The following is a 23,503-nucleotide window of genomic DNA, read 5'->3' as shown; positions in this document are numbered from 1 at the left end:
GCAAAACGTACCTGAGGGTCGGGATCCGGGGACGGCCGGTGACCGGGTCAGGGCGCTGATCCGCTGGGGGAAGCGGTCAGAGCGCCGGCCTGCCCACGGTGACCGGGAGCTCGCGGACACCCCGCATCATCAGGTTGACCCGCCAGCGCAGCGAGTCTTCCGGCACGGACAGCCGCAGGTCCGGGAAGCGGTCGAGCAGCCGGGAGACGGCGACCCGGGACTCCAGTCTGCCGACCGCGGCACCCATGCAGTGGTGGATGCCATGGCTGAAGGCCAGGTGTGCGGTGTCGACACGGTCGATGCGCAGCGCGCCGGCACCCTCGGGGTGGCGCTCGGGGTCGCGGCCCGCGGACGCCAGGAGGGCCAGGACCGGTTCGCCCCTGGCGACGGCCGTACCCGCGATCACCAGGTCCTGTTTGGCGAAACGCCAGGTCGGCACCTTGACCGAGCCCTCGTAGCGCAGCAGCTCCTCGATCGCCCCGGGCAGTAGTTCCGGGTCCGCGCGCAGTCGGGCGAGCTCGGCGGGATGCCGCAGCAGCGTGAGCACGGCGTTGGCCATGAAGTAGGCGCTGCTCTCGTGCCCGGCGAAGAAGAGTTGGTAGACGAGGGAGATCAGCTCGTGGTCGTCGAGCCGCTCCTCGTCCCGCGCCGAGGCCAGCACGCTGACCAGGTCGTCGCCGGGGGAGCGCCGCTTGCCGAGGATGAACGGGACGAAGTACTCCGCCATCTCGTCGCTGACGCGGTCGAACGCGGTCATGTCCTCCAGTTCGGCGCGCACCAGGGCCCGCCCCCAGCCCCGGAAGAGTCCGTGGTCCCGCTCGGGTATCCCGATGATCCGGCAGACGACGCTCACGGCGACCGGCAGCGTGTAGTCGGCCAGGAGGTCCGCCTCGCTGCGTCGTCCGAGCTCGTCGAGGAGTTCGTCGGCCAGCCGGGTGACGGGTTTCTCCAGATCGGCGGCGCGCCGGGCGGTGAGCGCGCGGGACATCACGCGGCGCATCCGCGTGTGGTCCGGCGGGTCCACGCTGAGCAGGTTGCGCCCGAGCAGGGCGACCTGCTCCTCCGCCCGGCCTCTCCGGATGGCGGCGCGCACCTCCTCGGTGGTGGTGGCCGGATCTGTGCTCAGTCGTTCGTCTCCGAGCACCTCGCGCACGTCCTCGTACCGGGAGACGATCCAGGGTGCGAGCCCCGGCCGGATCCGGATCCTCCGCATGCCGCCCGACGCGCGCAGCCGGTCGTACGACGGGTACGGGTCGGCCGCGTCGGCGGCGCCGAAGGGGGCGGGCAGGTCGGGTACGTCGATCGGCTGCTCGGGCACGTCATCTCCTTCTCCGCGTCCACCGCAGGCCACCAGAAACTAAAGGCGGCCCGCCCGGTACAACAAGGAAAAGGAGGTAAAAGAAACAGAAAAGAGCTGCTCCTGCTTATTTGTTGCCGTCAGGTAAATCGGAGGGCGGCCATCCGGTTTATTGGTGTGTTTCCAGAGTATTGCGCGGTCCCTCATCTTGTTCATCGATTGGGGGTTGACTGGTTCCAGCCAAATGGTGTTAGGTTCGTCGCGTCACACCGAAGGGCCCACGTTGTGACGGCCGGGAACGCGGTTTTCCTGAAGGGTCCGTTCCGCCAGCAAGTGATCCTCCAGCCGGAAGCCCGATCTTCCCGGGCCTGTACAGCAAACCTGTCGTCCAGAATTCGGAGGTCATCATGAAGCTCACGGCGAAGGTCGTCACCGAGCACCGCAGCCGTTCCGCGCAGCCGGCCCTTGAGGCGTTCGGCGCGGCCGGCAACCAGGCCGTTCTCGTGCCCGGTGCGTGCTGCTGCTGCTCCGGTGCCGTCGTCCGCCCGCGCGGCTGACATCCGCAGCCCTGGGGTCGGGTCGGGCCGCATGCGGCCCGCCCGGCTCCACCCAGGGCGTGAAGAAGGGATTCCCGCCAGTGGGCGACACCCCAGTCGACTCCGACCTCATCCTGTCCTCCGTGGCGTCCACCGCGCGCCGCACGATCAGTCCGGGCCTGGCCGGAGTGGGTCTGCGCACCCACGCGTTACGCCTGGACAACCTCTCCTCCGACCGGTTTCCACGCCCCGCCGAGGAGTTCCTGCTCGCCTCCCGGCTGCGCCGCTGCGACCGCGAGACCCTGCTGTCCATCGCCTCCTACGGCGCCGACTGCGAGGTCGTCACCCGCTCCCGCACCGACCGCGAACCCGAGGCCGGCGCCGACCTGCTGCCCCTTGCCCCGTCCAGCCCGCTGGAGGCCGGTCTGACCGCGGCTGTCGCCTCCCGGCGCAGCGTGCGCACCTGGTCGGGCGAGCCCGTGCGGCAGGAGGAACTGGCCGCCGTGGTGCGTCACGCCGCCTCCGTGACCGCCGAGGGCGTCGCCGACCTGATGACCGGCGGCACGGTGCCGGTGGCCCTGCGCGCCGCACCGAGCGCCGGTGGCCTGTACCCCGTACAGCTGTGGGTGGCCGTGCGGCGGGTGGCCGGCATGGACCCCGGCGTCCTGCGCTACCTCCCGGACCGTGACGCCCTTGCTCGGCACGCCGGTCCCGAGGCCGTCGACACCCTGCTCGCCTCCTTCGACGTGCAGGACGGCACCGTGGAACTCGATCGCGCCGCCGCCGTGCTGCTGCTGGTCGCCCGGCCCTGGCGGGCCATGCGCAAGTACGGCCCGCGCGGTATGCGCTTCGTCTTCCACGAGGCCGGTGCGATCGCCCAGAACGCGCACCTCGCCGTCACGGCCCTCGGCCTCGGCGCCGTGGACTTCTCGGGCTTCTACGACGACGAGTCCAACAATGCGCTCGATATTGACGGCGTCTATGAATGCCTAGTGCATACCGTGATCGTGGGTACTCCGCGCTGACGGGTTCGGTAAAGACTTCCGGATTTCGGCACGTCTGCCTGTTCCGCGCTGCCACTTTCCATCTTCTTGCGGAACGCGACTCCGGCAGGGCGGTGCCGTACTGTTCCGATGCATCGGGGAGAAGGAATGGCAAGCGCAATAAACCCGCGTGTCCGAAAAGCGTTCACGGTCATCGGGCACAGCCCCGACGTCGTGGAATTGCGGACCGGCGTGTGGAATCCGAGATCATTCACGCTCACTGACGAGACCGAGGGGGGAAAACTCTTCAACATCGTCTCGGGCCTGGATGGCTCGCTCAGTCGTCGAGATCTGGCCAAACGTGAAGGCGTCAGCCGTGCCGATGTGGAGGCGGTCGTCGATCACCTCTACGGCCTCGGTGTTATCGAGGAGACGCCGACCGGCGCCCTCGACGCTTATGTGGAGCAGGTGGCGACCATCGGTGCCGCGGCCGAGGCACCCCGCTTCGCCGACCGGCTGCTGCTGCTCGGTGACCCCCGGATCACCGAGCAGATCGAGGCCCAGTCCGGCGGTGCGCTGCGCATTCCGGTCAGCCGGCCCGGCGCCGCCGACCCGCTGTGGAAACGCTTCACCGAGTTGGAGCCCGCCGCCCTCCACGACGGGCTCGACGTCGCCGCCCTGGCCGAGGAGTTCGCCCCCTGGCGAGACTCCTTCGCCGTCCTCGCCGAGAGCACCATCCGGCCCCTCAGGTTCCGCGCGTTCAACCGGCTCGCCCAGGAGCTGAACATCACCTGGATCCACGGTGCACTCGACGGGCCCTTCGTCTTCGTCGGCCCCACCGTCGTCCCGCACCGCTCGGCCTGCTGGGAGTGTTTCGAGACCCGGGTCACCATGAACCTGCGCGAGGCGTCCTCCTACCTGACCTACAAGAACGCCCTTGCCAAGGGTGACGTCCTGGCCGGCGAGGCGCCCGTGCTGCCTGCGCTCACCGGTCTGCTCGCCTCCCACCTGGGCCTGGAGACCGTCAACTACCTGCACTCCGGCAGCACCTTCAGCATCGACAAGGTCCTCGGCGTCTACCTGCCGACGATGGAGATCGCCTACAACGAGGTGCTGCGCATGCCCGGCTGCCGCGGCTGCGCCCCGGTGCCCGAGCGTGACGACACGAGCCTCGTCTTCGACCCGAGGACGTGGCTGGATGACTGACACCCTGAGCACCGAACCGGTGGCCCTTGACCTGCGGCTGCTGCGCGACGAGGACGAGCGGGCCACGGCCCTGCGCTCCCGGATGCACAGCCCGTTGTGCGGGGTGCTCACCTCGATGGGCTTCCTCAGCCGCACCCGCACCGGCCCCCGCATGTTGATCGCCAGCGGTGACCTGGCCGGCGTCCACGTCCTGCAGGGCCGGCCCGCACCCAAACCCGGCAGCTTCCATCTGGGCGGCTCGGGCACCGTACCGTTCGAAAGCCACATCCGGGTGCTCGCCGAGTCCCTGGAACGGTACGCCGGCCACGCCGTGGTCGCCGAAGGCCGGTTCCCGGCCCGCCGGGCCACCTGGGCGGAGCTGTCCGAGGCCGGCGAACCCACCCTGCCTCTCGACGCGTTCGGCCTGTTCACCCCCGAGCAGTACGCCCGCGACGGCTTCCCCTACCAGCCGTTCACCCCCGACGCGCCCCTGGACTGGGTGCGGCTGAGGTCCCTGCTGGGCGAGGACGACTGCTGGGTGCCCGCCCAGTGGTTCCTGCTCGGCCACCTCCCGGACACCGGCGAACTGTGGCTGCAGTCGGCCGTCACCACCGGGACCGCCGCCCACACCGACCCCGGCCGCGCCCTGTGCGCCGCGCTGGAGGAGGTCGTCCAGCTCGACTCCGCGATGGGCCACTGGCACGGCGCCCTGCGCAGCGTACGCATCGAACTGGACGAACGGACCCGCCACCTGACCCGCATCCTGGAGCAGCGCTTCCCGGACACCCCGGTCGACCCCGAGTTCCACCTGTTGCCCAACGCGGACCTGCCCGGCTTCAGCGTGGCCTGCCTACTGCGCCAGCCGGAGGGACTGCTGCCCCGCGTCGCCATCGGCCTGGGCAGCGGAGCCCGGCTGGTGCCCGCGATGTACCGGGCGCTGCTGGAAGCCGCGGGCGTGCAGTGGCTCGCTGCCTGGGTGGCCATCGAGGAGCGCGCCCGGGGCGGCCCCAGCGAGGCGGCCGACAACGACTTCTACGACCTGGAGGCCAACGTCGGCCACTACGCGGGAGCCCAGGGAAGCCGCCTGGTCGAACGCCGGTTCGCTGACTGCGACCGGGCGACCGCCGCCGACCTGCCCCCGGACACCCAGGGCACGCCGAAGGAGGTCGTACGGTCCCTGGTCGCGGCCTTCCGGGATTCGGGCAAGCGCCTGTACTGGGCCGACCTGTCGACCGTGGATATCGAGGACCTCGGCTTCAGCGTGCAGCGGGTCTGGTCGCCGGACACGCTCAGCCTGCCACTGCCCAGCGCGCCCCCGGCGGCCCACCGCCGTTTCGAGCAGTACGGAGGATTCCGGCGGTATGACCCCCATCCCTACCCATGACGCACGGCTGTGGGCGCTGGCCTGGCTGGCCCTGACCGCCGCCTCCGGGACGACCCTCGCCTCGCATCTCCATGTGCGCCGGCTGGACGCGCGTGGGGTGCGGATGGTGCCGGTGCACGTGTCCGTGCTCGCCGTCACGGCGGGCTGCGGGCTGCTCCTGCTCGGGCCGGGATGGCTGTGGCGGGGCGGGCCAGGGGCCGCCCGCGCGGTGGCGGCCGTCGGCGCGGGACTGCTGCTCGGGGCCGTGGTCGTGCGGGCCGACGGCTGGATCAGCCGGACGGCGGCCCGCCGCCCGCCCGCGGTGGCGCGCACGCCGGCCTCCGGGGAGGGGGCGGCACCGGGCCGGCTGCGGCCGGTCGGGCTGGGCGGCACGGTGGCTCCCCTCCGGTCGGCCGCGCACACGGGCGCCGACCGGAGGTGGACACCCACCCGCCGCGACACGGATCTGAACCTCGCCCTCGGCTGGCTCCTGGCCACCGCGGTCGCCGAGGAGTGCGTCTTCCGGGGCGTGCTGCTGCGGCTGGCCGTGCAACTGGACACCCCAGTCGCCCGCGCGACGGGAGTGGTCGCGGCGGTGGCGGCCTTCGCCCTGTCGCACGTGTTCTTCGGCTGGCGCCAGGTCCTGGCCAAACTGCCGCTTTCCGTCCTCGCCACGGTGGCGACCCTCGCACTCGGCACGGTCCTCGCCGCCGCCCTGGGGCACGCCCTGTTCAACTGGCACGTCTGGCGTCACCGCCCGGTCGTCGTCCAACCGGGAGCAACCCGATGACCCGGGCCCACGGCGCGGGCGCGGCGCCGGTAGTGGCTGGAGACGGCGTCGGCCTGCGGCCGGCGCGGGCGGTGACCGGTTCCGGCACGGTCGACGTGCCGCCGGGGGGCTGGGCCGGTTTCCTCCCCCGCTCCGGGACAGGGTCCCCGCCGCGCCGCGCCGTGGGGGAGATCGGTGCCGGGGCGCCCACCGCCGTGCCGGGACCGGCCGGGACCGCTGTCCCGGCCGAGCCGCGGAGCCGCGCGCGTGCGCGCGCGGCCTCGGTGGGGGCCGGGACCCGGGCGTCTCTCGCGCCGGTGACGAGCCCGGCGGCCGAGCCAGGGGGCCCGCGGTGACCGGCGGCGTGACCGGCGGGCTCATCGGCGTCGCGACGGTCACCGCCGGGTATCTGCTGGCCGGCCGTCTGCGCTGCCGGATCCGCGCCCCGCGCACCGGCCGGGAGGTCGTGGACGCGCTGTGGGCCACGTGCACGGCCGGCGCTGCGGTCCTGATGCTCCTCGGTGCCGGCGCCCTTGGCTTCGTGGCCCCGGGACCCGGACGGTTGCTCCACACCCTGGCCTGCTCCCGGGCCGACCTGCTTCTCGTCCCCGCCGGACTGCTGCTCGGCACCGGCGAGTTCGCTGCCGCCTGTCTCCTCGCAGTGGTCACCGCGGACGCTGTGGCCCTGCTGCGCGCGCGTGTGCGGAGGCGCCCACGCATGCCGGGGCGAGCCGGGACCGCGCGCGGCGGGCCTCGATCGGGCAGCGGCACCCGTGCACCGTCTTGGTCCGGGCGCCTGGGACCCCGTTCCGGGGCCGCCTCCCCGCCCGGATCCGCGGGCGACGACGGCGCCGGTCCCGGCTCCGGACGCCCCTCCGGCTCCGGTGTCGGTCCCGGCGTCCGACGCCCCTTCCGAGCCGGTGCCGAGGGTCGCGCGCCCCTCGGGCCCGCTCCGGGGTCCGGAGCTCTTGCTGCCGGGGGCGGTGCCGAGGGCCGCGGCCGGAGCCCGTCCGCGGGACGCGTCATGGCTTCCGCCAGTTCCGGGGGCAGCAACTGGCTAGGACTGGCTCGCACCTCGTGGGCCGGTCGGGTGCGGGGGCTGGCCGGGACCCTGCCCTGGCCAGCTCTGGTGGCCGTGCTGGCCGCCCAGCCGCTTGTCGAGGAACTGGCTCTGCGCGGCGGACTGGTCCTCGCCCTGAAGCCACTTGGTGCCGTGGCCGGCTTGCTGGCCGCGGCCGTGGCAACGCTGCTCGTCGGCTCGCTGCCGGCCGTCCGCCGGTCCGGTCCCGCGGCGGTCACCGGCGTCGCCGTGATCGCCACCGTCAACTCCCTGCTGTTCCTGCACACGCCGGACGTCCTCGCGTCCGCCGCCGCGCAGTGGTCCTTCTTCCTCCTTGCCGGTGCCTGACCGAACCCCCTCTCCAACCCGTGAGGTGCGCATGAAGCACGGAATCTCGCTGCTGCCGGACTGCCGGCCCGCCCGCCGGTCCGCCAACGCCTACTTCCGCGACGTACTCGCCCTGAGCCGGTTCGCCGACGCGGCCGGCATCGACTACGTCAAGATGACCGAGCACTACCTGCGCGACTACGGCGGCTACTGCCCCGACCCGCTGTCCTTCCTGTCCGCGGTCGCGGCGAGTACGTCCCGGATCCGGCTCATGACCGGCTGTCTCCAGGCTGCCTTCCACCACCCCGTGCAACTCGCCGCACACACGGCGATGGTGGACGCGCTCAGCGGCGGCCGTCTCGAGGTCGGCTTCGCCCGCGCCTGGCTGCCGTACGAGTTCGCGGCCTTCGGCGTCCCGCTGGACGAGAGTCGGGCCCGGTTCCAGGCCACCATCGAGGCCGTGCTGCGCCTGTGGACGGAGGAGAAGGTCGCCGAGGACACCCCCTTCTTCTCCTACCGCGACGCCACCTCCCTGCCCCGCCCGACCCAGGCGCCGCATCCTCCGGTGTGGTGCGCCGCGGTGCGCTCCCGGCAGAGCTTCGCCTGGATCGGTGAGGCCGGACACGGGCTCTTCGTCACTCCGCCGCCGCGCCGCGAGGAACTCGCCCGCACCAAGGACATGGTGGAGGTGTACCTGGACACCTTCCGCGAGGAACACGCGGGCACGGACCGCCAGCCCAAGGTGGCGGTCAGCATCCCGCTGTACGTGGCCGAGACGGACGAACAGGCATTCGCCACGGCCGACCCGTTCCTGCGCGAGTACCTCAACGTGTGGGCCGAGTCCGCCGAGGACTGGACGGGGGTGTCCTCGTCGGACTATCCGGCCTACAGTCAGATGGCGCTCTCCCTGCGGAACCTGCGCATCGACGACTTCCGCAGCGTGGGCACCGCGATCGTCGGCTCCCCGCAGCGGGTGGTCGACCGGATCCTCGAACTGGGCGAGTACCTGAGCGCCGACACCTTCCTGTGGCAGGTCGACTACGGCGGTCAGGACTACGCAAGCATGGAGTCCAGCCTGCGCCTCTTCGTCGACCGGGTGCTGCCCAAGTTGCCGTGACCGCCCACGGTGGGCACGGCCGGGGCCCACTCAGGTGGCCACCGTGGCGCGGCCGTCGGTGTCGTCGTGCGCGTCGGAGGTGTCGAGCTCTCCCGACTTGCCACCGCGGGACCCCGGAGCCGGGCCCCGGCCGCCGCGCACCAGGGCCACCGCCAGCAGGGCGCCGGCCAGCAGGATCGCGCAACCCGACAGTTCGGCCAGGTGCAACCCGTCCACGAAGGCGCCGTTCACCGCGTGCGACAGCCGGGCTCCCGCGCCGAGCCCGGCCTGCGGTCGTCCGGTGCCGCCGGTCGTGGCCGCGACCAGCCGGTCCCGTTCGGACGCCGGCACGCCCGCGGCCGTGAGCCGCTCCCGGAGCCGCTCCGCCATCCGGCTGCTCAGCACCGAGCCGAGCACCGCCACGCCGAGCACCCCGCCCAGTTCCCGGGCGGTGTTGCTGACTGCCGAGGCCATGCCGGCCCGGGCCGCCGGGACCCGGTCCAGGACGGTGGCCGTGATCGGAGTGATGGTGAGCCCCATGCCCATGCCGATCACCGGCAGCAGCCACCAGAAGTGCCGGTAGGAGGCACCGGTGCCGTACCGGGTCAGGCCGTAGAGCGCGAAGGCCGAGCAGACCAGGCCGGCCGCCATGGGCCAGCCGCCGCCGATCCGCCCGGTCAGCCAGCCCGCCAGGGGGGTCACGCAGGCGACCACCACCATGGCCGGCATGATCACGAGTCCCGCTCCGGTGGGCGACCAGCCGAGCACCACCTGGAGCCACAGGCTGAGGAAGTACAGCACCGAGAACATGCCGAGGTAGAGGAAGAGCCCGGCGAGCACCGAGCCCGCGAAGATCCGGTCCCGGAAGAAGCCGAGGTCCAGCATCGGTGTCCGGCTGCGGCGCTCGACCAGCACGAAGAGCAGCAGCACCACACCCGCGCCGATGTACAGGCCGGTGACCGCCGGGTCCGACCAGCCGCGTACCGGGCCCTCGATCGTGGCATACACCCCGGCGCCGATGCCGGCCACCGCCAGCAGCTGGCCCGTGATGTCCAGGCCGCGGCCCGCCCGGTCCTTGGACTCCGGGATGAGCAGCATCCCGGCGATCAGCCCGGCCATGCCCACCGGTACGTTGATCCAGAACACGCTCGGCCAGCCGAAGTGGTCCACCAGGGGCCCGCCGACCAGCGGGCCGAGCCCCAGGCCGAGCCCCGACACGCCCGCCCAGATCCCGATGGCCGTACTCCGTTCCCGTTCGTCGGCATACACCTGCCGGATGATCGACAGCGTGCCGGGCATGAAGGCCGCGGCACCGGCGCCCTGCAGCACCCGTCCGCTGATCAGGACGTTCACGTCCCGTGACAGCGCACACACCGTCGACCCGACCGCGAAGAGGGCGAGCCCCGCCACGAACGCCCGGCGTCGACCGAACATGTCCCCGACCGTGCTGGCGGTCAGCATGAGAGCGGAGAGTGCGAGGCTGTAGCCGTCGACGATCCACTGCAGATCGCTGATGCCCGCTCCGAGCTTCCGTTCGATGGTCGGCAGCGCGGTGTTCACCACCGTGTTGTCCAGCATGGCCATGAACAAGGACACGCACAGGGTGAGCAGAATGAGCCGGCGGCGCACAGCTGACGGCGCGGGGCTCGGCAGTGAACTCATGGCGGGACTCCTCATCGGTCGGGCGGGACGGGCACCGCCCGTTACAGGTGGTCGGTGAGGGGCGTGCTATGTTTCAAGCCGCTGACGGAGGTGGACGAATGACGGTGCGTCGGCCCAGGGCGGCAGCTCCGGCCGGGCGCCGCCCCTCTGTGACCAGGTCGGCCCTCGTGGCCGCGGCCCTCGACGTGGTGGAGAGCGAGGGGTTGGACGCCCTGTCGATGCGGCGGCTGGCCGAGCAGCTCGGTGTACAGGCCGCGTCGCTGTACTGGCACGTGCAGAGCAAGGAGCAGGTGCTCGATCTGCTGGCGGACGAGCTGCTGACCCGGGTCCTGACCGAGGCCCTGCCGGCCGACCTGGACCGTGTGGCCACCGGTGAGAAGGCCTGGACGGACGCCCTGCGCGAGACCGCCGTGAACTACCGCGCCTTCCTGCGGTGTCGCCGTGACGCGGCGCGCATCATCGCCGGCCGGTTCGTCGGTGGCGTCTCGCTGGCCCGGCTGCTGGAGCCGATCCTCGGCGTGCTCCGCGCGGGCGGCCTGTCGTCCCACGACGCCGCCTACGCCGTCTACACGATCATCGTCTACGTGCAGGGCTTCGTCCTGCACGAGAGTTCCCCGCTGTCCGCCTCCAACGCCGAGGGCATGGAGCGCTCCGACGCGCTGCGCGGGGTGAAGGCGGCGATCGGGGCGCTGCCGCACGATGAGTTCCCGTACCTCGCGGAGTCCGTCGACGCGCTCACCGAGGCCAACCTCGACGAGCGGTTCCGGTTCGGTCTGGACCGGCTCATCGACGGGCTGACGGCCTACGTGCGCTGAGCCGGCCCGCTCCTCCCGCACCGGATGCGGCGGGAGGAGCGTCACCGACCGTCCCGTTCGGCTCGCCGTGCCTCGCGCTCGCGTTCTTCCGCCGCGCGCTGTTGCTCGCGCAGTTCCTGCGCGAGCCGTTGGTCCTCCTGCCTGCGGGCCTGTTCGCGCTGCTTTTCGACCTGCGCAGCGCGCTGGCGCGCCCGTTCGGCGGGATCGCCCTTCCATGGAGCTCGCATTGCCCGGACACCTCCTTCGGCGTCCGCTGCGGACGCCTCGTGCCTCGCGCCGCGGAGTGCCCGCCTTTTGGCGAGATTCCGCCTGCACCGTTTCCCTAACACCGTTAGAGTACACCTAACGCCGTTAAGGAGGGAGTGGGGTCGATGGCCGCCGCACCGCAACTGCCGCCGCACGTACAGCTGATGGGTTTGGTCGCCGGCAAGTGGATGTCCCAGCCCCTCTACGTCCTGGCCGAACTCGGCGTCGCCGACCTGCTCGCCGACAAGCCCCGAACGGCCGCCGAGCTCGCCGTGGTCCTGGAAGTGCACCCGGACGCACTGGGCCGCTGCATGCGTGTCGCGGCCGCGCTCGGCGTCCTGGCCGAGGAACCGGGAGGCCGTTTCTCGCTGCGCCCCATGGGGGAAGCGCTCCGTTCCGACGTGCCGTGCAGCATCCGGGACTTCACCATCCTGCTCGGATCGGAGCCGACCTGGGCTTCGTTCGGCGCGATCATGCACACCGTGCGCACCGGTGCGCCGTCCTTCCCGCAGGTGCACGGAACCGATCTCTTCACCTACCTGGCCGACCACCCGGACCTCGCCCGCGCATACCAGGGCGCGTGGGCCAGTCTCACCGACGAACTGGCCCCGGAAGCGGCCGAAGCCTATGACTTCGGCCGGTACCCGGTGATCGCGGACATCGGCGGTGGCCACGGGCGGATGCTGTACCACCTGCTCGGCGCGGCCCCCGCCGCGCGAGGCGTGCTGATGGACCGCCCGGAGGTACTGGAGGCGGCCCGAGCCGCCCTGGCCGGCACCCCGGCGTACGAACGCATCACCTTCTTCCCAGGCACCCTGCCCGAGAGCACACCCCCCGAGGCGGATGCCTACCTGCTCAAGAACACCCTGCACTGCTTCGCCGACACGGACGCCCGCGCCATGCTGCGGCCGCTCGCCGAGGCGCTGCGCGGACGGTCGGACGCACGGGTCCTGGTGCTGGACACGATCGTCCCCGACGACGCTTCCTACCACTGGAGCAAGTTCATCGACATCGAGGTCATGGTGAACAACGGAGGCCGGGAACGCCGCCTCGACGAGTGGACCGCGCTGTTCGACTCCGCGGGCCTGCGGCTGGTGTCCGTCACCCCGGTGACGCCTCCGCAGTCCCTGCTGGAGGTCGCGGCGGCGAGGTGACACCCCGAGAACGCCACGCGGGACCCGCATCCCCCGTCGGGTCCCGCGTGGTCCGTCCTCCCTACCGGGAGGAGCCCAGCTCCACGATTCCGATCAGCACCATGACCACGATCACGCAGCCGAGGACCACGGCCGTGGACGCCCACGACGACCGGCGCGGCACCGGACCGGGATCGGCGCGGAAGGGCACCGGTCCCGGCGGGTTCTCCTTCCAGCGCGCGGCGAGCATCCGGGCCCGGGCCGAGGGTTCCTTGTGCTCGGCGGAATTCGCCCAGCGGTGATCGAACTTCCGCTCCCAGCCGTCCTGTTCCGTCATCCCCGTTCAGCCTCTCTCGTCCGGCAGGTCCAGAGGGAATGATGGCCCGACACGAGGAAGTCTGAGAAGCGGGAAGGGCCGCCCCGGCGGTCCGGGCGGGCAGATTCGGACGGGCCACGCGGTGGACGGGACGACGGCACGGTTCAGCCCCGACCGCCGCGAGCGCGCCGAGTGGGAGCCGCCCGGCCGGCGCACCCCATACGCCGATCGTCCGGCGCATGGACGACCTGCGCCACCGAGTCACCCGGAAAGGCCCACGGCTGTACGGGCCGCCCCGGCCGCCCGGCTGCACCGGCCGCTTTCAGAAGCGCCGACCGGACACGACGAAGGCCCCCCGGAAGCCGAGGGGCCTGCTGATCCCGAGGGATTCGTCTGTCACACGTCGAAGTACAGCTCGAACTCGTGCGGGTGCGGACGCAGCTGCAGCGGGGCGATCTCGTTGGTGCGCTTGAAGTCGATCCACGTCTCGATCAGGTCCGGCGTGAAGACGTCGCCCTGCAGGAGGAACTCGTGGTCGGCCTCGAGCGAGTCGAGTACGGCCGGGAGGGAGGTCGGGACCTGGGCGACGTTCGCGTGCTCCTCGGGAGCCAGCTCGTACAGGTCCTTGTCGATCGGCTCGGCCGGCTCGATCTTGTTCTTGATGCCGTCCAGGCCGGCGAGGAGCAGCGCGGAGAAGGCCAGGTACGGGTTGCCGGAGGAGTCCGGGGCGCGGAACTCGACGCGCTTGGCCTTCGGGTTGGAGCCGGTGATCGGGATGCGCATGGCCGCGGAGCGGTTGCGCTGCGAGTACACCAGGTTGATCGGCGCCTCGAAGCCCGGCACCAGGCGGTGGTAGGAGTTCACCGTCGGGTTGGTGAAGGCCAGCAGCGACGGGGCGTGCTTGAGGATGCCGCCGATGTAGTAGCGGGCGGTGTCCGACAGGCCCGCGTAGCCGGCCTCGTCGTAGAACAGCGGGGCGCCGCCGCTCCACAGCGACTGGTGCACGTGCATGCCCGAGCCGTTGTCACCGAAGATCGGCTTCGGCATGAAGGTCGCGGTCTTGCCGTTGCGCCAGGCGACGTTCTTCACGATGTACTTGAAGAGCTGCAGGTCGTCAGCGGCGGCGAGCAGGGTGTTGAACTTGTAGTTGATCTCCGCCTGGCCGGCGGTGCCCACCTCGTGGTGCTGGCGCTCGACCTTCAGGCCGTTGCGCTCCAGCTCCAGGGAAATCTCGGCGCGCAGGTCGGCGAAGTGGTCGACCGGCGGGACCGGGAAGTAGCCGCCCTTGTAGCGGACCTTGTAACCACGGTTGTCCTCGAGGGCACCGGTGTTCCAGGCACCCGCCTCAGAGTCGATGTGGTAGAAGGACTCGTTCGCGGTGGTCGCGAAGCGGACGGAGTCGAAGACGTAGAACTCCGCCTCGGGACCGAAGTACGCGGTGTCCGCGATACCGGTCGAGGCGAGGTAGGCCTCGGCCTTCTTCGCCACGTTGCGCGGGTCACGGGAGTACTGCTCACCCGTGATCGGGTCGTGGATGAAGAAGTTGATGTTGAGGGTCTTGTCGCGGCGGAACGGGTCCACACGAGCGGTGGACAGGTCGGCGCGCAGAGCCATGTCGGACTCGTGAATGGCCTGGAAACCGCGGATCGACGATCCGTCGAAGGCCAGCTCCTCGTCCGGGTCGAACGCCTCAACGGGCACCGTGAAGTGCTGCATGACGCCCGGCAGGTCGCAGAACCGGACGTCGACGAACTTGACGTCCTCGTCAGCGATGAACTTCTTGGCCTCGTCGGCGTTCTGGAACATCCAGCTCCTCCTACTCCCGACCGTCCTCGCCGGGGTGGTAGATCGTTCGTGCGGCCAGTGCGGTGGCACACGCTGGTCATGACCCTAGGGACGGGTGATTTCTCGGGCGTGACCCGTTTGTTTCGCAGAAGTTAACCGGGCACGTGTCCACCGTAGCCCCGGCACACCCCTCGGTGCAGTGCCCGGAGCCGGGCACAGTACCGTGGACGGGTGGACAACAGGCAGGCAATCGGATCGTGGCTCTCCGGGCCCCGCGCGGCCATGGAAGAGGCCGGTGCCGACTTCGGATACCGGGGTGAACGACTCGGGCTCCCGGAGGAGGGGCCGAACTCGATCGCACGGCCGGGACGGCGGCTCGGCGCACTCACCGTGGACTGGGCGCTGTGCGTCCTGATCGCATACGGCCTGATCACCGACGGCTACCAGGTCCCCGCCACGAGCAACTGGGCGCTCGGCGTCTTCTTCGTCATGAGTGTTCTGACCGTCGGCACGATCGGCTTCACCCCGGGTAAGCGTCTCTTCGGCGTCCGGGTCGTTGCTCTGGAGACCGGCACGGTCAACCCGCTGCGCGCGCTGCTGCGTACCGTGCTGCTGTGCCTGGCCGTCCCCGCGCTGGTGTGGGACCGGGACGGCCGAGGCCTGCACGACCGGATCGCGAAGACGATCGAGGTGAGGGTCTGAGGCCGGCGGCACCAGTCGGTCGAAGGTCACGGCCGAGACGGAGGCCGCCCGGCCCGCCGGGGCCCCGGCGGGCCGGGCCCGGCTCAGCGGGTCCGCAGAATCGCCGCCAGTACGTCCCGCAGCTCTGCCTCCGGATCCGTCGTGGCCCCGGGGGAACGCCAGGCGACGAAACCGTCGGGCCGCACTAGCACCGCCCCGTCGCCCGTCGTGCCGTGCGTTGCCGCCCAGTCCTCGTCCTCCGCGTCGTACGTCAGCTCCGCCTCGGGGCCGGTACCGATCCGGTATGCCCGCAGCGGCAGGCCGTCCGTGTCGGCGATGCGACGGGCGGCGGCCTGCCAGGCCGCGCCCGCCGCCGTGTCGGCGTCGCTGAGCAGTACCAGTGAGCGCTCGTACAGGTCGAGGGTGGAGAGCCGTTCGCCCGTGCGGCGCAGCCACAGGTGGGGTGCCCGGGTGCCCGGCTCCCCGCTCAGGTGCACCCGTTCGGGTACGACCGGCTGGGACGGGTCGCCCCCCGCCACGGCGCCCTGCGGGTAGCGGTACCCGAGGACGATGTTGAGGATGCCGCCGCGCTTCCCACCGACTCCGACGCCGGGGGCGGGGGCGAAGCCGGGGTGGCTGTGTTCCACGGAGCGGGCCGAGGCGCGGGCGCTGGTGGCCAGGGCGACGGGGCGCCGTTCGGTCCCGTAGGTCTCCAGTAGTCCTGGTCCGGCCCAGCCGCCGAGGACGGCGGCCAGTTTCCAGGCCAGGTTGTGGGCGTCCTGGATGCCGGTGTTGGAGCCGAACGCGCCGGTCGGCGACATCTCGTGCGCCGAGTCGCCGGCGAGGAAGACCCGGCCGGCCGCGTACTGCTCGGCGACGCGTTCGGCGGCCCGCCAGGACGCCATTCCGGTGACCTCCACGTCCAGGTCGGGGACGCCGACGGCCCGGCGGATGTGGCGCCTGAGCCGTTCTTCGGTGAACTCCTCCAGCGTCTCTCCGCGCTCCGGGTGCCAGGGCGCGTGGAAGACCCACTGTTCCTTGTTGTCGACGGGGAGCAGGGCGCCGTCGGCCTCGGGGTCGGTGAGGTAACAGCAGATGAAACGCCGGTCGCCGACGGCGTCGGCGAGCAGCTGGGAGCGGAAGGTGACACTCACGTTGGCGAACAGGTCGCCGGGGCCGGTTTGCTCGATGCCGAGCCGGCTCCGGACGGGGCTGCGCGGGCCGTCGGCGGCGACCAGGTAGTCCGCGCGGACCGTGTATCGCTCGCCGGTGCCGCGGTCGACGACGGACCCCGTCGCCCCCTCGGCGTCCTGGGTGAAGGACTCCAACTCGTGTGAGTACCTGAGGTCGCCACCGAGTGCCCGGGCCCTGTCCAGGAGCACCGGTTCCAGGTCGTTCTGGCTGCACAGGCACCAACCCGTGGGGCTGAACCGGGCGAGCCCGCCCCCGGGGTCGATCTCCCGGAACAGCCATTCGCCGGCGTCACCGGCCAAGGTCGGTGTCTGCAGGATGCCGTGGTTGTCCGCGAGGAGTGAGGCTGCCGCCTTGATGTCCGGCTCGATGCCAGCCACCCGGAACAGCTCCATCGTCCGCACGTTGTTGCCGCGTCCGCGGGGATGGATCGAGGTTCCCGAGTGCCGTTCGACGAGCATGTGCCGCACGCCGAGACGGCCCAGGAACAGGGACAGGGACAGGCCCACCAGCGAGCCGCCCACGATGAGGACGGGGACCTGGTGATCGGCTTTCTGCTGCATCAAGGACTCCAGAGACAGGGGGCAGGGTGTGGGGCGCGTCGGAGTTTCCATGCCCCCGCTGGAGGGGGTCCGCGTGCTCAATCACCCGCTTGGTTCACGCGAGTCGCGCGCTCCGGGGGAGCGGAACAGGATCAAAAAGTGCTGGCGTCGCGTCATCGGTGGCGACGTCAACTCCCTGCCCCCGCTAAGGAGACGTGCGGTATGACCACGACATCGGAACAGGTCTCGGAACAGCTGACGCGGAAGGTGTCGAGACGCGTATCCCAGTCCGTCTTCGACGGCTCCCGTCTCCGTGTCGTCCTGCTGGTGGATGTGCACGACGGCGCCCAGCAGCAGTTCCTGGAGGCGTACGAGCAACTGTGCAACCAGGTAGCGTCGGTGCCCGGGCACGTCAGTGACCAGTTGTGCCAGTCGATCGAGAACCCCTCCCAGTGGCTCATCACCAGTGAGTGGGAGAGCGCCCCGCCGTTCCTCGCTTGGGTGAACAGCGAGGAGCATGTGCGGATGGTGGAGCCGCTGCACAGCTGTGTCCGCGACACCCGGTCGCTGCGCTTCCACATCGTCCGTGAGACTCATAGCGAGACGCCCGCGGACTCCGCGGCCCAGCGCCGCCTCCAGACGTCGCCCCGCATCGGCGACGGCGTGATCCGGCACGCGCTCACCTTCACGGTCAAGCCGGGCAGCGAGAAGCGGGTCGCCGAGATCCTCGCGAACTACGCCTCGCCCGAGGCGCGGGTCGACGAGACCACCCGTCTGTGCCGCACCTCCCTGTTCATGCACGGCAACCGGGTCGTCCGGGCCATCGAGGTGCGCGGTGACCTGCTCGCGGCGCTGCGCCACGTCGCCCGGCAGCCGGAGGTGCGGCAGGTCGAGGAGGCCCTCAACCCGTACCTGGAGCACGACCGGGACCTCAACGACCCGGAGTCCGCCCGGGTGTTCTTCACGCGGGCGGCGCTGCCCGCCGTGCACCACGTCGCCGCGGACGAACGGTCCGAGGGCGAGCGGTACGCGCTGTACTACCCGGCCCGGCCGGGCAGCGGGATGCGGCTGGCCGAGCTGCTCGCCCAAGCGGACGAGGCGGCGGCGGAGGACCCGGCCAGCCCGGTGGTGAGCAGCACGATCTTCCAGCGCGACGACATCACCGTACGGCTGATCGACCTGCGCGCCGGCGCGGACCTGGACGTGACCCCGGTGGCCGCGGCAACCGCCCTGCTGAACGGCGACGCCGTCCGTATGGACCTCATCACCGACCGTCACTCACCGGCGCCTGACCCCGCAGGCCAGCACCCCCACGGAGGAACGTCGTGATCAAGCCCCTTCCGAAGATCGTCGACCTCAGCGAGATCGAGCCCAACACCCGGCGTGGTGGCGATCTGCGCGCCATGCTCTCCCCGGCCACAGTGGGCTCCACCAGCGGATTCATGGGTGTGGCCATCGTGCAGCCCGGTGACCGCATCGCTGAGCACTACCACCCGTACTCCGAGGAGTTCGTGTACGTGGCCTGCGGGCAACTGGAGGTGGACCTGGACGGCGAACCGCACCCGCTGCGGCCCGAACAGGGACTGATGATCCCGATCAACATGCGGCACCGCTTCCGCAACGTGGGGGACGTCGAGGCGCGGATCGTCTTCCACCTGGGCCCGTTGGCGCCGCGCCCGAATCTCGGCCACGTCGACACGGAGGAGACGGAGCCCCTCTCCGCCACTGTCCCGGCCGAGCCGGCCGTCCGGGGGCAGGTCCGTTCATGAGCCGGCGCGTGGCGGTCACCGGCATAGGCATCGTGGCACCGGGCGGGACAGGCATACCGGCGTTCTGGGACCTGCTCGCTGCGGGCCGTACCGCGACGCGGGGCATCACCTTCTTCGACCCGAGCGGCCTGCGGTCAAGGATCGCCGCCGAGTGCGACTTCGATCCGGCGGCGTACGGCCTGGACGCCGAGCAGATCGAGCGGGCGGACCGATACATACAGTTCGCCCTGGTCGCCGGGGAGGAAGCGATACGGGACTCCGGTCTCGACCTGGCCCAGGAGGACACCTGGCGGGTGGGGGTGTCCCTGGGCACTGCCGTCGGCGGCACGACCCGCCTGGAGCACGACTACGTCCTGGTGAGCGACAGCGGGCAGCACTGGGACGTGGACCACCGCAAGGCGGGTCCCCAACTGCACCGGGCGTTCTCCCCCAGCACACTGGCCTCGGCGGTGGCGGAACGATTTGGCGCCCAGGGCCCGGTGCAGACCGTCTCCACCGGGTGCACCTCGGGCCTGGACGCCGTCGGATACGCCTTCCACACCGTCCAGGAAGGCCGGGCCGACGTCTGCATCGCCGGCGCCTCGGACTCGCCGATATCCCCCATCACCATGGCCTGCTTCGACGCGATCAAGGCCACGTCTCCCAACAACGACGATCCCGCACACGCCTCCAGGCCCTTCGACAACGACCGTGACGGGTTCGTCATGGGCGAGGGAGGGGCGGTGCTCGTCCTTGAGGAACTGGAGCACGCCAGGGCCCGTGGCGCCCGCGTGTACTGCGAACTGGGCGGCTACGCCACCTTCGGCAACGCCTACCACATGACCGGTCTGACCAGCGAGGGTCTGGAGATGGCCCGGGCGATCGAGACGGCCCTCGACCACGCCCGCCTCGACCCCACCGCGATCGACTACGTCAACGCCCATGGATCCGGCACCCGGCAGAACGACCGCCACGAGACCGCCGCGGTGAAGCGGGCCCTGGGGCAACACGCCTACACCACGCCCATGAGCTCCATCAAATCCATGGTGGGCCACTCCCTCGGGGCGATCGGGGCGATCGAGGTCGTGGCCTGTGTGCTGGCCCTGGCCCACCAGGTCGTACCGCCCACCGCGAACTACGAGACACCCGACCCCGAGTGCGACCTCGACTACGTACCGCGCACCGCCCGCGAGCGGACGCTGACCAGCGTCCTGTCCGTGGGCAGCGGCTTCGGAGGCTTCCAGTCCGCCGTGGTGTTGACCCGGCCGAGAGGAAGGACACGATGAGCGAACCCTCTCCTCGGCAGGCGGCCGTCACCGGAATCGGTGTCGTCGCGCCCAACGGAACGAGCACGGAGACCTTCTGGAAGTCGGTCCAGGAAGGCATCAGCACCCTCGACCGAGTGACCCGCGAGGGCTGCGCGCACCTGCCCCTGCGCGTGGCCGGCGAGGTCCGCGGCTTCGATCCGGTCGCTGCGATCGAGGAGCGCTTCCTCGTCCAGACCGACCGCTTCACCCACTTCGCGATGGCCGCGGCCGACCTCGCGCTGGAGGACGCCCGGCTCGGCCGGGCCGATACGGAGGGCGCACCGTTCTCCGTGGGCGTGGTCACGGCAGCAGGCTCCGGCGGTGGCGAGTTCGGCCAGCGGGAACTGCAGCAACTGTGGAGCAGGGGAAGCCGGTTCGTCGGCCCCTACCAGTCCATCGCGTGGTTCTACGCCGCCAGCACCGGCCAGATCTCCATCCGGCGTGGCTTCAGGGGACCCTGCTCGGTGGTCGCCGCCGACGAGGCGGGCGGCCTGGACGCCCTCGCGCACGCCGCCCGCGCCGTGCGGCGCGGCACCGACGTCATCGTGGCCGGTTCGACCGAGGCGCCGCTCGCCCCCTACTCGGCCGTGTGCCAGCTCGGCTACGAGGAGCTGAGCCGCGAGGCCGACCCGGCACGCGCCTACCTCCCGTTCACCGACGGCGCCTGCGGTTTCGTACCTGCCGAGGGCGGCGCCATGCTCGTCGTGGAGGAGATGGCCTCGGCGACGGAGCGGGGACTGGCGGTGCGGGCCACCATCGCCGGGCACGCGGCGACCTTCACCGGCGCCTCCCGCTGGGCCGAGTCGCGGGCCGGGCTCGCCCACGCGATCCGCGGCGCCCTCGACGAGGCCGGCTGCGCACCGGAGGAGGTCGACGTGGTCTTCGCCGACGCCCTCGGGGTGCGGGCGGCCGACCACGCGGAGGCGCTGGCCATCACGGACGCCCTCGGTGCGCACGGCCGGCGCGTGCCCGTCACGGCGCCCAAGACCGGGATCGGCCGTGGGTACTGCGCGGCCCCGGTGCTGGACGTCGCAGCGGCGGTGCTCGCCATGGAGCACGGCCTGATCCCGCCCACGCCGGGGATCTTCGACATCTGCCACGACCTCGATCTCGTGACCGGCCGCGCACGCGCCGGCGAGCCGCGCACGGCACTGATCCTCAGCCGCGGACTCATGGGGTCGAACGCGGCGCTCGTGCTGCGGCACGGCGCCGCCGATTGAGCCGGGCCCACCGGCCGTTCACCAGCGAAAGGAGAGGAAGTTCTCATGACAGAAGTGGCGCATGACCGCATCACCGTGGAAGAGCTGTCCGAGCTCATGAGGAAGGCTGCTGGCATCACCGTCTCCCCGGAGGAGATTCAGCAGCAGTACGACTCCGGCTTCGACGCCCTGGGCATCGACTCGCTCGGCCTGCTCGGCATCGTGGGCGAACTGGAAAACCGGCACGGGGCGCCGATGCCGCCCGACGCGGAGCGGTGCAGGACGCCCCGTCAGTTCCTCGACCTCGTCAACAGCGCACTGCCCGCGGGAGCCTGACATGGCCGGACACACCGAGAACGAGATCACCATCGCCGCGCCCGTCGACCTGGTCTGGGACATGACCAACGACGTGGCGAACTGGCCGCAGCTGTTCACCGAGTACGCCTCGGCCGAGATCCTCTCCAAGGAGGGGAACAAGACCACCTTCCGGCTCACCATGCACCCGGACGAGAACGGCAAGGTGTGGAGCTGGGTCTCGGAGCGCGAGCCCGACCGCGCTCACCTCACCGTCGGGGCCCGGCGCGTGGAGACCGGTCCCTTCGCGTACATGAACATTCACTGGCGCTACGAGGAGGTACCCGCCGGCACCCGGATGGTCTGGACGCAGGACTTCGAGATGAAGCCGGACGCCCCCGTCGACGACGCCTGGATGACCGACAACATCAACAAGAACTCCCGGATCCAGATGGCACTGATCCGGGACAAGATCGAGAAGGCGGCGACCGGTCACCGGCCCGCCCCTGCACTGGCCGACTGAACCGGCGGGAGGAGAGACCGTGCACCAGGCCCTGATCGTCGCCCGGATGGCCCCGGACTCCGCACCGGACATCGCCAAGGTCTTCGCGGAGTCCGACCGGGGAGAGCTGCCGCACCTCGTCGGGGTCACCCGGCGCAGCCTCTTCCAGTTCGGCGATGTGTACATGCACCTCGTCGAGTCCGAGCGCGACCCGGGACCGGCCATCGCCCGGGTCGCCTCGCACCCCGAGTTCAGGGACATCAGCGAGCGCCTCTCGGCGTACGTCAGCGCGTACGACCCGGAGACCTGGCGGTCGCCGAAGGACGCGATGGCGCAGCGCTTCTACCTCTGGGAGCGCGACGCCGGCCGCTGAACCCGACCTGAGACCGGTGCCGGGCCCGCGTTCCACGCGGGCCCGGCACCGGTCTCAGGTCAGGGAATCGGCTCAGGCCGGGACCGTGCAGTCGAACGCGTGCAGGTAGGGGTTGACCGGGCAGATGACGCCGACCGTGAGGCCAGCGGCTGTCAGTCGACCCACCATGCTGTCGGTGGTGTGCTTGGCCCCGCCGACGTTCAGCAGCAGCAACAGGTCCATGGCGGTGCTGAACCGCATCGACGGGGTGTCGTCGACGAGGTTCTCGATGACCACGACACGGGCGCCGGGCCCGCCCGCCCTGATCACGTTGCGCAGCAGCCTCGCCGTGGACTCGTCGTCCCACTCCAGGATGTTCTTGATGATGTAGACGTCGGCCTGGACGGGGACGGACTCCCGCACGTCGCCGGGCACGATGTGCACCCGGTCCGCGAGGTCCCCGCCCTCGCGCAGCCGCGGCAGGGCGTGCTCCACCACCCGGGGCAGATCGAGTAGGAAGCCCCGCATCGACGGGTACTTGTCCAGCAGGCTCGCCACCACGTGCCCCTGCCCGCCGCCGAGGTCGGCGACGGAGGTGGCACCGGACAGGTCCAGCAGCCCGGCGACGTCGCGCGCCGACTGCTCGCTGGAGCGGGTCATCGCGCGGTTGAAGACGTCTGCTGATTCCGGGGCGTCCTCGTTGAGGTACTGGAAGAACTCCTTGCCGTACAGGTCCTCGACCACGTTCCGGCCGGTGCGCACCGCCTCGTCCAACCTGGGCCAGGCGTCCCAGGTCCACGCCTCGGTGCACCACAGGGCGATGGCCTTCAGGCTGTTCGGGTCGTCCTCGCGCAGCAGCCGCGACATCTCGGTGTGGGCGAACGTCCCGTCGGGCCGCTCGTCGAAGACGCCGTAGCACGACAGGGCGCGCAGCAGCCGGTGCAGGGGTTTCGGCTCGGTCCGCACCGAAGTGGCGAGATCCGCCGCGGACAGGGGGACCTCCCCGAGCGCGTCGGCGACGCCCAGCCGGGCGGCCGCGCGGACGGCAGCGGCACAGGCCGCTCCGAACACGAGCTCCCTGAGACGCATCGACGGCGGCGGAGTGGCGGACGCT

At 71.3% G+C, this 23,503-nt stretch carries 24 protein-coding genes; 17 read left to right on the top strand and 7 right to left on the bottom strand.

The features are described 5' to 3' along the window. Positions 1-76 precede the first annotated feature (76 nt). A complete protein-coding gene (locus LK06_RS07995; protein WP_043406817.1) occupies positions 77-1,318 on the bottom strand; it encodes a cytochrome P450 family protein in 1,242 nt (413 codons plus the stop codon). A 386-nt stretch (positions 1,319-1,704) separates the two neighbouring features. On the opposite strand from LK06_RS07995, the gene LK06_RS33060 reads away from it, so the two are divergent. The 7 genes from LK06_RS33060 to LK06_RS07965 all read left to right on the top strand — a co-directional run bounded on the left by LK06_RS33060 (position 1,705) and on the right by LK06_RS07965 (position 8,637). Further along, positions 1,705-1,854: a hypothetical protein gene (locus tag LK06_RS33060; RefSeq protein WP_159025178.1), complete on the top strand. Its 150-nt coding sequence runs from the start codon at positions 1,705-1,707 to the stop codon at positions 1,852-1,854. An 80-nt stretch (positions 1,855-1,934) separates the two neighbouring features. Further along, positions 1,935-2,858, top strand: a complete 924-nt coding sequence (locus LK06_RS07990) for a SagB/ThcOx family dehydrogenase (RefSeq protein ID WP_052318928.1) — start codon at positions 1,935-1,937, stop codon at positions 2,856-2,858. Between the two features lie 126 nt (positions 2,859-2,984). Continuing rightward, positions 2,985-4,022, top strand: coding sequence for a TOMM precursor leader peptide-binding protein (locus LK06_RS07985; protein ID WP_159025177.1), 1,038 nt, complete (start codon positions 2,985-2,987; stop codon positions 4,020-4,022). After that, complete coding sequence (locus LK06_RS07980; RefSeq protein WP_052318929.1) at positions 4,015-5,385, top strand: YcaO-like family protein; 1,371 nt, start codon at positions 4,015-4,017, stop codon at positions 5,383-5,385. The genes LK06_RS07985 and LK06_RS07980 overlap by 8 nt, the downstream gene beginning before the upstream one ends. After that, entirely contained in the window at positions 5,363-6,154 is a 792-nt protein-coding gene (locus tag LK06_RS07975) for a CPBP family intramembrane glutamic endopeptidase (RefSeq protein ID WP_039654987.1), read from the top strand. The genes LK06_RS07980 and LK06_RS07975 overlap by 23 nt, the downstream gene beginning before the upstream one ends. Before the next feature lie 331 nt (positions 6,155-6,485). Then, the gene (locus LK06_RS07970; protein ID WP_052270116.1) at positions 6,486-7,541 is read left to right on the top strand and encodes a CPBP family glutamic-type intramembrane protease; all 1,056 of its coding nucleotides are present in this window, start codon (positions 6,486-6,488) and stop codon (positions 7,539-7,541) included. Positions 7,542-7,572: 31 nt separating this feature from the next. Further along, positions 7,573-8,637 (top strand): LLM class flavin-dependent oxidoreductase, encoded by a 1,065-nt coding sequence (locus LK06_RS07965; protein WP_039654986.1) that lies wholly within the window; start codon positions 7,573-7,575, stop codon positions 8,635-8,637. A 30-nt stretch (positions 8,638-8,667) separates the two neighbouring features. On the opposite strand, the gene LK06_RS07960 is transcribed toward LK06_RS07965, so the two are convergent. Continuing rightward, the gene (locus LK06_RS07960; RefSeq protein WP_234367374.1) at positions 8,668-10,278 is read right to left on the bottom strand and encodes an MFS transporter; all 1,611 of its coding nucleotides are present in this window, start codon (positions 10,276-10,278) and stop codon (positions 8,668-8,670) included. 98 nt (positions 10,279-10,376) lie between these two features. On the opposite strand from LK06_RS07960, the gene LK06_RS07955 reads away from it, so the two are divergent. After that, a complete protein-coding gene (locus LK06_RS07955) occupies positions 10,377-11,093 on the top strand; it encodes a TetR/AcrR family transcriptional regulator C-terminal domain-containing protein (protein WP_159025176.1) in 717 nt (238 codons plus the stop codon). A 41-nt stretch (positions 11,094-11,134) separates the two neighbouring features. On the opposite strand, the gene LK06_RS07950 is transcribed toward LK06_RS07955, so the two are convergent. Continuing rightward, positions 11,135-11,320 (bottom strand): hypothetical protein, encoded by a 186-nt coding sequence (locus tag LK06_RS07950; RefSeq protein ID WP_039654984.1) that lies wholly within the window; start codon positions 11,318-11,320, stop codon positions 11,135-11,137. 144 nt (positions 11,321-11,464) lie between these two features. Between LK06_RS07950 and LK06_RS07945 the strand changes: the two genes are divergently transcribed. Beyond that, positions 11,465-12,493 (top strand): methyltransferase, encoded by a 1,029-nt coding sequence (locus LK06_RS07945; protein ID WP_039654983.1) that lies wholly within the window; start codon positions 11,465-11,467, stop codon positions 12,491-12,493. 61 nt (positions 12,494-12,554) lie between these two features. On the opposite strand, the gene LK06_RS07940 is transcribed toward LK06_RS07945, so the two are convergent. Together LK06_RS07940 and glnA are read right to left on the bottom strand one after the other, a co-directional pair. After that, a complete protein-coding gene (locus tag LK06_RS07940) occupies positions 12,555-12,809 on the bottom strand; it encodes an SCO2583/SCO2584 N-terminal domain-containing protein (protein WP_039654982.1) in 255 nt (84 codons plus the stop codon). A gap of 375 nt (positions 12,810-13,184) precedes the next feature. After that, positions 13,185-14,594 carry a type I glutamate--ammonia ligase gene (gene glnA / locus LK06_RS07935; protein ID WP_039654981.1) on the bottom strand — a complete coding sequence of 470 codons (1,410 nt, stop codon included), beginning with the start codon at positions 14,592-14,594 and terminating at the stop codon, positions 13,185-13,187. A 210-nt stretch (positions 14,595-14,804) separates the two neighbouring features. On the opposite strand from glnA, the gene LK06_RS07930 reads away from it, so the two are divergent. Beyond that, positions 14,805-15,275, top strand: a complete 471-nt coding sequence (locus tag LK06_RS07930) for an RDD family protein (protein WP_039654980.1) — start codon at positions 14,805-14,807, stop codon at positions 15,273-15,275. Positions 15,276-15,358: 83 nt separating this feature from the next. Here LK06_RS07930 and LK06_RS07925 read toward each other — a convergent pair whose 3' ends face one another. Beyond that, complete coding sequence (locus LK06_RS07925; protein ID WP_039654979.1) at positions 15,359-17,008, bottom strand: FAD-dependent oxidoreductase; 1,650 nt, start codon at positions 17,006-17,008, stop codon at positions 15,359-15,361. Between the two features lie 201 nt (positions 17,009-17,209). On the opposite strand from LK06_RS07925, the gene LK06_RS07920 reads away from it, so the two are divergent. From LK06_RS07920 to LK06_RS07890, 7 genes are read left to right on the top strand one after another with little or no spacing between them, the layout of a single operon-like run. Beyond that, positions 17,210-18,316, top strand: a complete 1,107-nt coding sequence (locus LK06_RS07920; RefSeq protein WP_052270115.1) for a SchA/CurD-like domain-containing protein — start codon at positions 17,210-17,212, stop codon at positions 18,314-18,316. Further along, on the top strand, positions 18,313-18,756 hold the full coding sequence (locus LK06_RS07915) for a cupin domain-containing protein (RefSeq protein WP_039654978.1): 444 nt from the start codon (positions 18,313-18,315) through the stop codon (positions 18,754-18,756). Before LK06_RS07920 ends, LK06_RS07915 begins: the two co-directional genes overlap by 4 nt. After that, entirely contained in the window at positions 18,753-20,021 is a 1,269-nt protein-coding gene (locus LK06_RS07910; protein ID WP_039654977.1) for a beta-ketoacyl-[acyl-carrier-protein] synthase family protein, read from the top strand. The genes LK06_RS07915 and LK06_RS07910 overlap by 4 nt, the downstream gene beginning before the upstream one ends. Beyond that, positions 20,018-21,262 (top strand): ketosynthase chain-length factor, encoded by a 1,245-nt coding sequence (locus LK06_RS07905; RefSeq protein WP_039654976.1) that lies wholly within the window; start codon positions 20,018-20,020, stop codon positions 21,260-21,262. The genes LK06_RS07910 and LK06_RS07905 overlap by 4 nt, the downstream gene beginning before the upstream one ends. A 45-nt stretch (positions 21,263-21,307) precedes the next feature. After that, positions 21,308-21,577, top strand: coding sequence for an acyl carrier protein (locus LK06_RS07900; RefSeq protein ID WP_039654975.1), 270 nt, complete (start codon positions 21,308-21,310; stop codon positions 21,575-21,577). Position 21,578: 1 nt separating this feature from the next. Further along, positions 21,579-22,058, top strand: a complete 480-nt coding sequence (locus LK06_RS07895) for an SRPBCC family protein (RefSeq protein WP_039654974.1) — start codon at positions 21,579-21,581, stop codon at positions 22,056-22,058. Positions 22,059-22,077: 19 nt separating this feature from the next. After that, a complete protein-coding gene (locus LK06_RS07890; RefSeq protein ID WP_039654973.1) occupies positions 22,078-22,410 on the top strand; it encodes a TcmI family type II polyketide cyclase in 333 nt (110 codons plus the stop codon). A 72-nt stretch (positions 22,411-22,482) separates the two neighbouring features. On the opposite strand, the gene LK06_RS07885 is transcribed toward LK06_RS07890, so the two are convergent. Next, the gene (locus tag LK06_RS07885) at positions 22,483-23,478 is read right to left on the bottom strand and encodes a methyltransferase (RefSeq protein ID WP_039654972.1); all 996 of its coding nucleotides are present in this window, start codon (positions 23,476-23,478) and stop codon (positions 22,483-22,485) included. Positions 23,479-23,503 lie beyond the last annotated feature (25 nt).

Source organism: Streptomyces pluripotens, assembly GCF_000802245.2.
Taxonomy (GTDB): Bacteria; Actinomycetota; Actinomycetes; order Streptomycetales; family Streptomycetaceae; genus Streptomyces; species Streptomyces pluripotens.
This window is presented reverse-complemented; position numbering and strand designations above follow the sequence as displayed.